Raw genomic sequence first — 12,384 nt, forward strand, 5'->3', positions numbered from 1 at the left:
AGCCATGCACGTCGTCTTCCGCGAAAGCCACGGGTTAGAGGAAACGGAAACCCCGACCGATCTGGGCCAAAGCCCGGCGGATTTGGTGGTGCTGTCCTTTTCCGACAGCGACCTTGGCGCATTCGCGGCAGGCTGGCATCGCGGTGGCGGCCCCGAAGGGCGGATGCCGACGATGCGGTTGGCCAACCTGACGGCGCTGAAACACCCTCTGTCCGTTGACACCTATGTGGAACAGACGTTGGAGGGGGCCAAGGGCATACTGATCCGTCTGATCGGTGGGGTGCCCTATTGGGCGTACGGCTTGCAGCAGGTTCTGGCGCTGGCGCAGGCCAAAGGGATTGCACTGGCCGTGCTGCCCGCAGACGGTCGCGAGGATACGCGGCTGGATGATTACTCTACCCTGCCCGTCTCGACCCTGCGGCGGCTGGCGCATCTGTGCGACACCGGCGGAGAGGTCGCGGCACAGGCGGCGCTTGCTCAAATGGCGCTGGCGGCGGGACTTTACGCCGGGCCGGTCATGGGTGCCAAGACGCTACCCGAATGCGGCGCATGGTGCCCGGATCGCGGTGTAATCCCAGCGGAAAAAGCGTTCACAGGTGACGCGAAACGCATCCTCGTCACCTTTTACCGCGCTTACCTGACCTCGGCGGACACCGCCCCGGTCGCAGCCTTGATCCGCAGCCTGCGTGCCCGCGGATATGACGCTGTTGGTCTGTTCGCTCCATCTCTGAAAGCGCCCGCTGCCGCCGACTGGCTGCGGGATCAAGTCGTTGCGCTAAGCCCGTCCGCGATCATCAATGCCACTTCGTTCTCGGGCAAAGGCGCATCGGGCACCTCTCCGCTCGATGCAGCGGGTGTGCCGGTATTTCAGGTCGCTCTGGCCACCTCGCGCCGCAAGGCGTGGGCCGAAGCCGAACGTGGGCTTTCGCCCGCCGACCTCGCCATGCATGTGGTTCTGCCCGAGGTAGACGGGCGTATCTCGGCAGGCATCGCCTCGTTTAAGGAACCGGGAAAGCGCGACCCGCACCTTGAGTATTCCCGTTTTGCCCATCGGGCTGAACCTGAACGGATCGAAGCAATCATTGATCGTGTGATTGGTTGGCTGAACCTCGACGATAAACCCAAGGCGGATCAAGTGCCCGCGCTGGTGCTGTCCACTTATCCCGGCAAGGATTGGCAAATGGCCCATGCGGTTGGGTTGGACGCGCTGGCCTCTGCCGAGGCGATGCTGTCCGACTTGCAGGCCGAGGGTTATGATACCGCGCCTGCCGAACCGATTGGCGAAACGCTGTTAGAAGCTCGGATTTCGTGGCCGCTGACTAACTATCAAACCACGCTGGCGGACCTGCCCGACCAACTGCGCACCGATCTGCAAACCGTCTGGGGCAAGCCCGAGGACGACCCAACCTTCACTGATGGCGCGTTCCATTTCACTGCCATGCGGCGGGGCCAAGCTCTGATCGCGTTGCAACCGGAACGCGGCACGCCCGAACTGCGGGATGACGACTACCACGACCTGTCGCGCACCCCGCGTCACAGCTATGTCGCCTTCTACCTGTGGCTCCGTAAGGGATTGGGCGCGGATGCGCTGATCCATATCGGCGCGCATGGCACACTGGAATGGCTGCCGGGCAAATCGGTCGCCCTGTCCGCCGATTGCTGGCCCGAAGCGCTGATCCGCGATCTGCCGGTGATCTATCCCTTCATCGTCAACGACCCCGGCGAGGCCGCACAGGCCAAACGCCGGATCGGGGCCGTTACCCTGGGGCATATACCGCCACCATTGAAGGAAAGCGGTACGCCCGACCGGATGGTACGGCTGGAATCGCTGCTTGATGAATTCTCGAACGCCGACGGGCTGGACCCAAAGCGCCGCGACCGGCTGCAGGAAAACATCCGGGACGAAGCGCAAGCCATCGGGCTTGAAAGCGATCTTGGCCTCGATCAAGCCACCTGCACCGCCGAGGCCATCACTCGCATCGACCGCTTCGTCTGTGACATCAAGGAAAGCCAGTTCGGCGACGGGCTGCATATCTTTGGCCGCGTGCCCGAGGTGAGCGGCAATTTTGACCCTGCGCCCTCGGCCCATGCCGAACGCAGTGCCCTGATCGACGCACTGGCGGGTAAACGGATTGAGGCTGGCCCGTCCGGTTCCCCCTATCGCGGTCGCTCGGACGTGCTGCCGACCGGACGGAACTTGTACACCACCGACCCGCGATCGGTACCGACGCGTGCAGCCTATACCCAAGGCGTCAAGCTGGCCGAAGAACTGGTGCGACGGCATTTGCAAGAAGAAGGTGATTATCCCAAGGGCCTAATCGTCGATCTGTGGGGCTCGGCCACCATGCGCACAGCGGGCGAGGAATTCGCTATGGCTCTGCACCTGCTGGGCGTCAAACCTGTCTGGGACAAGGGCTCAGAACGGGTATCCGGAATCGAGGTCTTGCCGATCACCGATCTCAGTCGTCCACGTCTGGATGTCACGCTACGCGTATCCGGCTTGTTCCGCGATGTATTCCCGACCCTGTCAGCGCTCTATGGTCAGGCGGTGCGAGCCCTTTCGGCGCGCGATGAGGCGCCCGATTGGAATCCCTATGCCGGTCAGGAACCGGCGGCGCGCGTCTTTGGCCCCGCCCCGGGCAGCTATGGGTTGAACATGACCCATCTTTCCGAGACCTATACGGACGAAGCTCGCGTTCAGGCCGGCGAGGCGTGGCTCGAGGCCAGTTCTTTCGCGCTGGAGGGGGAACATATCGCCCAAGATAAGGACGGCATCTCGCAGCGCGTCGCCAATGCCGACAGCTTCGTCCATCTTCAGGACCTGACTGAAACCGATCTGCTGCTGGCCAACGACTATGCCACGCATGAGGCAGGGTTTGCCGCCGCCAAGAAGATCTCCGGCGGAAGCGCGCAGCTTTATCATCTGGACAATACTAACCCGGACAACCCACGCGCCCGCACCTTGCCCGAGGAAATCAGCCGTGTCGTGCATGCCCGCGCGGCAAATCCGGGCTGGATCGCCGGAATGCAACGGCATGGGTTCCGGGGTGCAGCTGAAATCGCAGCAACTCTGGACCACATGGCCTCCTTTGCCCACCTGTCCGGCACGGTCGCACCTCACCTGTTCGATCTTTATCATGATGCGACGCTGGGGGACTCCGACGTAGATGCCTTCCTGCAAGAGGCCAACCCTCAGGCGCATCAGGCCATGCAGGACCGTTTCCGCGCTCTGCTGGAGGCTGGTCTTTGGAATACGCGCCGGAACTCGATCCGGGCCGATTTGGAGGGGTTATGATGAGCGCGCCAATCGTACAGGGCTGGTGCCCGGGCGCCCATCGACCGATGATGTCGGGTGATGGCTTGGTGGTCCGGGTCCGCCCCCGGCTGGCACGTCTGGACGCCCAGCAAGCGATGGGTCTGTGCACTCTGGCCGAGCGGTTCGGTAACGGTACCATAGACCTGACCAACCGAGCCAACCTTCAATTGCGCGGCGTTGCCGAAGCGGATCATCAGCCACTGCTTACGGAGCTTTCGGCGCTGAACCTTTTGGACGCGGAGCCCGGCATTGAGGTTCGACGCAACATTCTGGTCTCGCCGCTCTATGAACCCCTCGACCTGACCGCACGTCTGACACAGGAGTTGATCGACCGACTGGCCGAGTTGCCCGCCTTGCCTGCCAAGTTCGGCTTTGCCATCGACACTGGACCCGAGCGTCTGCTGGCGGCGGATTCAGCGGATATCAGGCTTGAAACCAACCCTGATGGTCTGGTCCTACGCGCTGACGGGGCTGATACTGGGCGTTGTGTGTCTGAAACCCATGCCATCGATCAGTTGATCGCGTTGGCGAACTGGTTTGCAGAACATCACACACCTGAGACGCGACGCATGACGCGGGTTGTAGCTTCAATTGGTTTGCCCAACGACTGGCAAGGCACCTTGCCCGGTCCAATTGGCGCGCCGCTTCAACCCAGTGCCTGCCCGCAAGGTACCATCTATGGCGCGGCATTCGGCCAACTGCCTGCGCGCGAACTCTGTGATTTGATCGAGAAGAGTGGCGCCTCTGCCCTTCGGGTCACGCCGTGGCGGCTGATCCTGCTGGAAGGCGGGGCAGCGATACCTGCCCCGGCATTTGTCACAAACGAAACCGACCCGCTGATGACCACTGACGCCTGCCCCGGCGCTCCATTCTGCCCGCAGGCCCAGGTGGAAACCCGCGGGATCGCACGCGCACTGGCCGCGCGCATTCCCGGCAACCTGCACGTATCGGGCTGCGCCAAGGGTTGTGCCCGCATGAACGCCGCCGATGTCACTTTGGTGGGCCGTGAGGGACGATTCGATCTTGTCAAACAAGGCCGCGCGGGGGATGAGCCCTGCCAGCGTGGCTTGACCGAAGAAACACTAATGAACATGGACTTGACCTGATGCCTTACACGTATGAAACCGATGGCGCGGCGATCTATAAGGAAAGCTTCGCCACCATCCGGTCCGAAGCCGATCTGACTCGGTTCGACGCCGACGAGGAACAGGTCGCTGTCCGCATGATCCACGCCGCCGGAATGGTCGGTCTGGAAGAGTTCTTGCATTTCTCGCCCGGTTTCGTAACCGCAGCACGCACCGCGCTGGAAAATGGCGCGCCGATCCTGTGTGACGCCCGCATGGTTAGCGAGGGCGTAACTCGCTTCCGCCTGCCTGCCGATAACGAGGTCATCTGCACCCTGCATGACGACCGTGTGCGCCCTCTGGCCGCCGAGATGAGCAACACCCGCTCAGCCGCCGCGCTGGAGCTTTGGCGTCCGCATCTGGAGGGCGCGCTGGTCGCCATCGGCAATGCGCCCACCGCGCTGTTCCATCTGCTGAATATGTTGGAAGACCCCGAATGCCCGCGCCCCGCCGCCATCATCGGTTGCCCGGTGGGCTTTGTCGGCGCCGTCGAATCCAAGGATGCCCTGTGGGAGGCACAGCCGGTCCCGTCCTGTATCGTCAAGGGACGTCTGGGCGGCAGCGCCATTACCGTGGCAGCCATCAACGCCATCGCGAGCCGCGCGGAATGAGCGGGGGCAAAATATATGGCGTGGGCCTCGGCCCCGGCGACCCGGACCTGATGAGCGTTCGGGCCGACCGCTTGCTGCGCAATGCACGCCACGTGGCTTTCTTTCGCAAGCCGGGCCGCAGCGGTCAGGCGCGCAAGATCGTCAACGGGATGATCCCGGGAGATGCGGTCGAATTCCCGATGGAATACCCGGTCACAACCGAAATACCGGTGACCGATCCGCGCTATAATGAGCTTTTGTCCGCCTTCTACAAAGACTGCGCAGCGCATCTGAAAGCATTGTCCGAGCAAGGAGAGGACGTTGTGGTCCTATGTGAGGGAGATCCGTTTTTCTATGGATCTTTCATGCATCTTTACAGCCGCTTAAGAGACGATGCTGATGTGGAAGTTGTCCCTGCAATCACGGGTATGTCCGGCGCCTGGACAGCGACGGGCGATCCGATCACCTGGGGCGATGACGTTCTGACCGTGCTGGTTGGCACTCTGCCCGAGGAAACTCTGGCAGAACGCATGGGACAAACCGATGCGTTGGTGGTGATGAAGATCGGGCGCAATATCGACAAGGTGAAGCGTGCCCTGAAGACGGCCGGTCTGTATGACCGTGCCTGGATCGTTGAATTCGCCCAGATGCCGAACCAGACCGTGGCGAAACTGTCCGAGGCCTGCGATAAGATTACCCCCTATTTCTCGATCATCATCGTTCATGGACAGGGGCGACGACCATGAGTGGCTGGGTCAAGATCGCAGGACTTGGACCGGGTGACGAGGCCCTCGTGACGCCCGAAGTCACAGCGGCATTGGCCGATGCGACCGATGTGGTCGGCTACATCCCCTACGTCGCCCGCGTGGCAGAGCGCGAGGGGCTGACCCTGCACGCCAGCGATAACCGGGTTGAAATCGATCGATCTCAGCACGCGCTGCAAATGGCGACCGAGGGCAAAAAGGTTGTGGTCGTCTCGTCCGGCGATCCCGGCGTGTTTGCAATGGCTGCTGCGGTGTTTGAAGCGCTGGAGAACGGCCCGGCTGTATGGCGCGATATTCGGATCGACGTTCTGCCCGGAATCACTGCGATGTTGGCGGCCTCTGCACGGGCAGGCGCGCCGATGGGGCACGATTTTTGCGCCATCAACCTCAGTGACAACCTCAAACCATGGTCATTGATCGAAAAGCGATTGCGGCTGGCCGCGCAGGCGGACTTTTCAATGGCGTTCTACAATCCGCGCTCGAAATCTCGACCAGAAGGCTTTGTGAAGACGCTGGAAATCCTGCGTGAGGAATGCGAACCCGAACGGCTGATCCTGTTTGCCCGTGCTGTATCGCGCGCGGATGAGGCGATCCGGATTTCCACACTGGCCGAGGCGACACCCGAAATGGCGGATATGCAGACCGTGGTCATCGTCGGCTCATCTCGCACGCGTTTGATCGAACGGAATGGCGCGCCCATCGTCTATACACCACGATTTACGCCCGATGAGGGTCAGGGATGAGTCAACCAGTCCAAAACCTGTGTGACATGGCTCAGTTCGATCCGCTGCGGCAGGGCCGGACGATCGATCATCAGCACCGGCAAGCCCAGCGCCCGCGCCGCGTCGAGCTTGGCGCGCGCGCCAGAGCCGCCAGCGTTCTTGGACACAACAAGCTGCGTGCCGTGATCTTGCATCAGTGCGCGGTCATCGGCCTCGGTGAAGGGCCCTCGGGCCACGATCACATCTGCATTCGGCAGCGGCAGGTCTTCGGGTTCATCCACCAGCCGCAGAAGGTAATGGTGCTGAGGTTTCGCCGCGAAGTCTTCAAGATGCATACGTCCAACTGCCAGAAACACGCGCTGTGGCACTCCGGAAAGCGCCTCAACCGCGGCGGCGATATCGGGCACATGATGCCATCTGTCACCGGGTTGCGGCACCCATGCCCCGCGCGTCAGAGCAGCAAGCGGAATTTGCGTCTCATTGCAGGCCGCGATCGCGTTCCGGCTCATCTGAGCGGCAAACGGATGAGTGGCATCCACGACGTGAGTAACGCCGTTTTCGCGGATATAACTGGCCAGCCCGTCAACCCCACCATACCCGCCAACACGGGTCGGCAACGGCTGAGGGCGAGGTTTCTCCACCCGTCCGGCGTAAGAATAGATCGCCGTAATCCCCTGTTCGGATACAGCTTTGGCCAGAGCGTTGGCCTCGGTGGTACCACCAAGAATCAGGAGGTTTGGCATGTCTGAATCTCCGTGGCTGACCGTTCTGGGCTTGGGCGAAGATGGGCTTGATGGCCTGTCGCCCGCAAGCCGTCAAGTGCTGGACCGGGCCGAAGTTATCATGGGCCCTCCCCGGCATCTTTCGCTGTTGCCCGAAACCGGCGCCCGGCGGATCGAATGGCCTGTACCCTTCTCGGACGGTTTGCCATTGCTGCAGCAGGAATGCGGGCGCGCGACCGTGGTTCTGGCATCAGGCGATCCGTTCTGGTTCGGAGCGGGTTCGGTGATTGCACGCAATTTTGAGGTCGGGGAATGGATCGCCCTGCCCGGTCAGTCGACATTCTCGCTCGCCGCGGCGCGTCTGGGCTGGCCGTTGGAGAGCACGCAAACCTTTGGCCTGCACGCGGCCCCGCTGACCCGCCTGCGCCCGCATTTGTCGCCCGGCCTGCGTGCCATCATCCTGTTGCGCAATGGCGCGGCGGTCGCAGAATTGGCCCAGTATCTCACCGAGACAGGCTTCGCCGACACCCGGCTGCACGTTATGGAGGCGTTGGGCGGCCCTCGTGAACGCGCGCGGGCTGTCTCGTTGACCGAAGCGCTGCTGGGCACCTTCGATCACCCGGTCTGCGTTGCGCTCGAGGTCGATGGCGAAGGCCGCGCCCTGACCAAAGCGACAGGAAAACCGGACGAGATTTTCGAAACCGACGGCCAGATCACTAAACGCCCGATCCGTGCGTTGACCCTGTCTGCATTGGCCCCCCAAAGGGGCGAGCATTTGTGGGATATCGGTGGTGGCACCGGCTCGATCAGCATCGAGTGGTTGATGTGTGACCCGACCCTGACCGCCACGACGATCGAGCCGCGCAAAGATCGCGCCGAGCGCATCCGCCGCAACGCAGATACGCTGGGGCAGGATCGCCTGAACGTCGTGCATGGTACCGCACCGGATGCGTTGACTGGTCTGCCGTTGCCAGATGTGGTCTTCATCGGCGGAGGCCTGAGCCCTGACCTGCTGATCTGGCTGCGCGAAGTGCTGCCCGCTGGAACTCGGTTGGTCGCCAACGCGGTAACGCTGGAAAGCGAGGCACTGTTAGCCCGGTGGCATGAAGACTTGGGCGGAGAGCTTCTGCGCATAGAACTGGCGCATTCCGCGCCGCTGGGGCCGCGCCGCGGTTGGAAATCGGCCTATCCGGTGGTTCAATGGAGCGTGACGCTATGATCGTCGCTGGCCTGGGCTTTTCATCAAAGGCTACTGCTGACAGCCTGCGCACTGCCTATGAAGCGGCAGTGTCTGGGCAAATTGTCGAAGCGTTGGCAACGGTTGCCGACAAAGAGGGGCACCCGGCGCTGTCGGCTTTCGCCGAAGACCTCGCCCTGCCCCTGCATTTCGTTGCGGCTGCCGATCTGACCGGGCAACGCACTCTGACATGCTCGAACCGCAGCCGGGCCACCTATGGCACCGGCAGCGTTGCCGAAGCATCCGCCTTGGCCGCCGCCGGACCGGGCGCGCGACTGCTCTCACCTAGACAGATATCAGACGACCGGCTGGCCACCTGCGCCATCGCCATCGGAGGACAAACATGACCGTTCATTTCATCGGCGCCGGACCGGGCGCTGCCGACCTGCTGACCCTGCGCGGGCGCGATATCATCGCCTCGTGCCCTGTGTGCCTCTATGCGGGATCGCTGGTGCCCGAAGAAATCCTGAGCCATTGCCCCGAGGGCGCGAAGATCATCAACACTGCGCCGATGGATCTGGATCAGATCATGGCCGAGATCGAGGCCGCCCATAAGGCGGGTCAGGACGTAGCACGCCTGCATTCAGGTGATCTGTCAGTCTGGTCCGCGATGGGGGAACAAATTCGTCGCCTGAAAGAGATGGGGATTCCGGTCAGCGTAACACCCGGCGTGCCGTCCTTTGCAGCAGCAGCCGCCGCTTTAGGCACCGAACTGACTCTGCCCGGTTTGGCGCAATCGGTGGTTCTGACACGGACGCCCGGACGTGCATCCTCGATGCCCGAAGGCGAGACGCTGGAGAATTTCGCACGAACCGGAGCGACGCTGGCCATTCACTTGTCGATCGGCAATCTGGATCAAGTGGTCGCCGACCTGACTCCGGCCTACGGCTCCGATTGTCCCGTGGCCGTAGTCTACCGCGCCAGCTGGCCGGATGAGCGGATCATCCGTGCGACACTGAAAACGTTGAAAGAGGCGCTGGATGAAAGCATCTCGCGTACGGCGCTGATCATAGTTGGACCTGCGCTTGCGGGTGAAGGGTTCGACGAAAGCTGCCTCTATTCCAAAGACTACGACCGCCGCTATCGCCCGCAAAGCGCAGATAGCCCCTGGTCAAGCTGGAGCCATGGTGATGACTAACCCTCCCGGCGTTTTGATTTCCGCACCGTCTTCGGGCACCGGCAAAACCACGGTCATGCTGGGCCTGTTACGTGCACTGGCCGAGGATGGGCTTGCTGTGCAGCCTTTCAAAAGCGGACCGGATTACATCGATCCAGCTTTTCACCGGGCAGCTGCGGGGCGCGCCTCGTTCAATCTGGACAGCTGGGCGATGGGAGAACCGTTGCTGAATGCGATATCTATACAGGCCGAAGGGGCTGATATCGTCGTGGCCGAGGGGTCGATGGGGCTGTTTGACGGTGTCGCCAAACCCGGCGAGTTAGGTCATGGATCAAGCGCCGAGACCGCACAGCGGATGGGCTGGCCGGTCGTGCTGGTACTGGATGTGGGCGGTCAGGCTCAATCAGCTGCGGCCACGGCACTGGGCTTCAAGATGTACAATCCTGATCTGCCCTTTGCCGGCGTAATCCTGAACCGCTGCGCCAGCCCGCGCCACGAGCGCCTGACGCGACTGGGCATGGAGCGCGCAGGCCTGCCGGTTCTGGGCGTATTACCGAGGAGGGGTGATCTGACCCTGCCCGAGCGGCATCTGGGCTTGATACAAGCGGTCGAACATCCGGATCTGGAAAGTGCGATCGTCGGGTATGCCGCGTTCCTGCGGGAGCATGTTGATCTTGAGGCGATCAAGCGGGCGGCTTCCTCAGGCCCAGCGGGGCCATCGTCAGCCGCGCTGCCGCGGCCCCCGGCACAGCGGATCGCACTGGCGCGAGACGCTGCATTTTCGTTTACCTACCCGCATTTGCTGGAAGGTTGGCGCACGGCGGGGGCTGAAATTTTACCATTTTCACCGCTGGCTGATGAGGCACCGGCCGACGACGCGGACCTGGTGTGGTTACCGGGCGGGTATCCGGAATTGCATGCAGGCACTCTGGCCGCGGCTCAGACCTTCCAGAGCGGTTTGCGCAAGCATGCCGAGACCAAGCCTGTGCATGGTGAATGCGGAGGGTATATGGCTTTGGGTCAGGCCCTGATCGACAAGGACGGCGTGCAGCACGAGATGGCGGGCCTATTGGGGTTGGTGACCTCCTACCAAAAGCGCAAGTTCAATCTGGGTTATCGCAAGGCCGAATTACTTGCCCCGATGCCGGGCTTGCCAGCGGGAACCGCTCTTCGGGGGCACGAGTTCCACTATTCTTCGATCGTTGAACAGCCCGATGCCCCTCTGGCACGAGTGTTTGACGCAGAAGGCGCGGAAGGGCCTCAGACCGGATCGGTCCGTGGCACTGTTACCGGCACATTCTTTCACCTGATCGCGGAGGCGTCGGCATGAGCGGGTTTGTGTCTTTCATCGGATCAGGCCCCGGTGACCCCGAACTGTTGACACTGAAGGCGGTCGATCGGATGCAAAAAGCCGATGCAGTGTTGTTTGACGACCTCAGCAGCGGCCCTATCCTGACCCACGCACGCGACGACGCCGATCTGGTGGGCGTCGGCAAACGCGCTGGACGCCCCTCACCCAAGCAGGATCATGTCAGCCGGTTGCTGGTCGAATATGCACAGACCGGGCAGCATGTCGTGCGGTTGAAATCGGGTGACGGCGGTATGTTCGGGCGTCTTGAAGAAGAACTCATCGCTTTGCGCGAAGCCGGGATAGATTATGAGATCATTCCGGGCATCCCATCGGCCATCGCGGCGGCGGCAGCGGCGGGCATCCCGCTGACCCGCCGATTAACGGCGCGGCGAGTTCAGTTTGTCACCGGCCACGATGTCAGCGGCAAGCTTCCCACCGATCTGAACCTGCCCGCTTTGGCCGATGCCGGGGCGACGACGGTCGTGTTCATGGGCAAGCGCACCTTCCCGCTATTGGTCGAGGCATTACAATCGCATGGCCTGCCTCTGGACACACCTGCTCTCATGGCCGAGTCTGTCTCGACCCCCGAACAGAAGCTGCACCGATCAACAATCGGTGCTTTGGCCGAGACGCTGCGTTCTGAAATTGGAACGGCTCCGGCGCTCATTCTGTATGGGCCACTGGCGGAGTTCGAGGATGATTGAGTTGAGCCTGATCGGGATCGGCACCGGCAACCCGGATCATGTGACCTTTCAGGGGTCACAGGCGATTCAGGCGGCGGATCTGATCCTGATCCCGCGCAAGGGTGAAAACAAGGCCGATCTGGCCGGGATACGCGAAGAGATCATCGCTCAGGTCACCGAAACCGAACCGCGTATCGCCTATTTCGACATCCCCGAGCGACGTTCGGATGACGGATATCTGCGCGGGGTGGACGAGTGGCATGATGCCATCGCATTGCGCTGGCATGAGGCAATGGGCGCGCACCCCGATGCATGCCGCGTGGCGCTGCTGATTTGGGGGGACCCCTCGCTTTATGACAGCTCGCTGCGCATTGCGGCGCGGTTGGAACCGCAACCAACGACAAAGGTGATCCCCGGCATCACCGCTCTGCAGGCGCTGACGGCGGCGCATGCAATACCGATCAATGAACTGGGCGCGCCTTACATAGTCACTACTGGGCGGCGCATCCGGGATGATGGCTGGCCTAACACGGCTTCGACCGTCGCGGTGATGCTGGACGGAGAATGTTCGTTCCAGAGTCTTGAGATGGCCGATTTTGACATCTGGTGGGGAGCATATATCGGCATGAAAGAGGAAATCCTGATCAATGGTCCCCTGATCGACGTGGCGCAGCAGATTATCGACACGCGCGCACGCGCTCGTGAAGATCATGGTTGGATCATGGATATTTATTTGCTGAGAAAGCGTGCGGACTGAG

At 62.1% G+C, this 12,384-nt stretch carries 12 protein-coding genes; 11 read left to right on the plus strand and 1 reads right to left on the minus strand.

Going from position 1 to position 12,384, the window contains the following annotated elements; genetic code table 11:
* The first annotated feature begins 4 nt into the window (after positions 1-4).
* Genes cobN through cobJ form a run of 5 tightly spaced genes read left to right on the plus strand, consistent with a single transcriptional unit; the run spans position 5 to position 6,537 of the window.
* On the plus strand, positions 5-3,295 hold the full coding sequence (cobN, locus tag ACR0IV_RS07065) for a cobaltochelatase subunit CobN (RefSeq protein WP_480657247.1): 3,291 nt from the start codon (positions 5-7) through the stop codon (positions 3,293-3,295).
* On the plus strand, positions 3,295-4,422 hold the full coding sequence (cobG, locus tag ACR0IV_RS07070; RefSeq protein WP_480657246.1) for a precorrin-3B synthase: 1,128 nt from the start codon (positions 3,295-3,297) through the stop codon (positions 4,420-4,422). The genes cobN and cobG overlap by 1 nt, the downstream gene beginning before the upstream one ends.
* On the plus strand, positions 4,422-5,051 hold the full coding sequence (locus ACR0IV_RS07075; protein WP_480657245.1) for a precorrin-8X methylmutase: 630 nt from the start codon (positions 4,422-4,424) through the stop codon (positions 5,049-5,051). The genes cobG and ACR0IV_RS07075 overlap by 1 nt, the downstream gene beginning before the upstream one ends.
* The gene (locus ACR0IV_RS07080; RefSeq protein ID WP_480657244.1) at positions 5,048-5,776 is read left to right on the plus strand and encodes a precorrin-2 C(20)-methyltransferase; all 729 of its coding nucleotides are present in this window, start codon (positions 5,048-5,050) and stop codon (positions 5,774-5,776) included. Before ACR0IV_RS07075 ends, ACR0IV_RS07080 begins: the two co-directional genes overlap by 4 nt.
* Positions 5,773-6,537 carry a precorrin-3B C(17)-methyltransferase gene (gene cobJ / locus ACR0IV_RS07085; RefSeq protein ID WP_480657243.1) on the plus strand — a complete coding sequence of 255 codons (765 nt, stop codon included), beginning with the start codon at positions 5,773-5,775 and terminating at the stop codon, positions 6,535-6,537. Before ACR0IV_RS07080 ends, cobJ begins: the two co-directional genes overlap by 4 nt.
* Here cobJ and ACR0IV_RS07090 read toward each other — a convergent pair.
* On the minus strand, positions 6,528-7,259 hold the full coding sequence (locus ACR0IV_RS07090; protein WP_480657242.1) for a cobalt-precorrin-6A reductase: 732 nt from the start codon (positions 7,257-7,259) through the stop codon (positions 6,528-6,530). The two genes, cobJ and ACR0IV_RS07090, sit on opposite strands and share 10 nt — an antisense overlap.
* Between ACR0IV_RS07090 and cbiE the strand changes: the two genes are divergently transcribed.
* The 6 genes from cbiE to cobF are packed head-to-tail and all read left to right on the plus strand — an operon-like array spanning position 7,258 to position 12,383.
* Positions 7,258-8,457, plus strand: a complete 1,200-nt coding sequence (gene cbiE / locus ACR0IV_RS07095) for a precorrin-6y C5,15-methyltransferase (decarboxylating) subunit CbiE (protein WP_480657241.1) — start codon at positions 7,258-7,260, stop codon at positions 8,455-8,457. The two genes, ACR0IV_RS07090 and cbiE, sit on opposite strands and share 2 nt — an antisense overlap.
* Positions 8,454-8,822 (plus strand): cobalamin biosynthesis protein, encoded by a 369-nt coding sequence (locus tag ACR0IV_RS07100; RefSeq protein WP_480471886.1) that lies wholly within the window; start codon positions 8,454-8,456, stop codon positions 8,820-8,822. Before cbiE ends, ACR0IV_RS07100 begins: the two co-directional genes overlap by 4 nt.
* Positions 8,819-9,613 (plus strand): precorrin-4 C(11)-methyltransferase, encoded by a 795-nt coding sequence (gene cobM / locus ACR0IV_RS07105; protein ID WP_480657240.1) that lies wholly within the window; start codon positions 8,819-8,821, stop codon positions 9,611-9,613. The genes ACR0IV_RS07100 and cobM overlap by 4 nt, the downstream gene beginning before the upstream one ends.
* Complete coding sequence (locus ACR0IV_RS07110) at positions 9,600-10,922, plus strand: cobyrinic acid a,c-diamide synthase CobB (protein WP_480657239.1); 1,323 nt, start codon at positions 9,600-9,602, stop codon at positions 10,920-10,922. The genes cobM and ACR0IV_RS07110 overlap by 14 nt, the downstream gene beginning before the upstream one ends.
* Positions 10,919-11,647 carry a uroporphyrinogen-III C-methyltransferase gene (gene cobA, locus ACR0IV_RS07115; RefSeq protein WP_480657238.1) on the plus strand — a complete coding sequence of 243 codons (729 nt, stop codon included), beginning with the start codon at positions 10,919-10,921 and terminating at the stop codon, positions 11,645-11,647. Before ACR0IV_RS07110 ends, cobA begins: the two co-directional genes overlap by 4 nt.
* Positions 11,640-12,383: a precorrin-6A synthase (deacetylating) gene (gene cobF, locus ACR0IV_RS07120; protein ID WP_480657237.1), complete on the plus strand. Its 744-nt coding sequence runs from the start codon at positions 11,640-11,642 to the stop codon at positions 12,381-12,383. Before cobA ends, cobF begins: the two co-directional genes overlap by 8 nt.
* Position 12,384: the final 1 nt, after the last annotated feature.

The organism is Ruegeria sp. C2, from assembly GCF_056537765.1.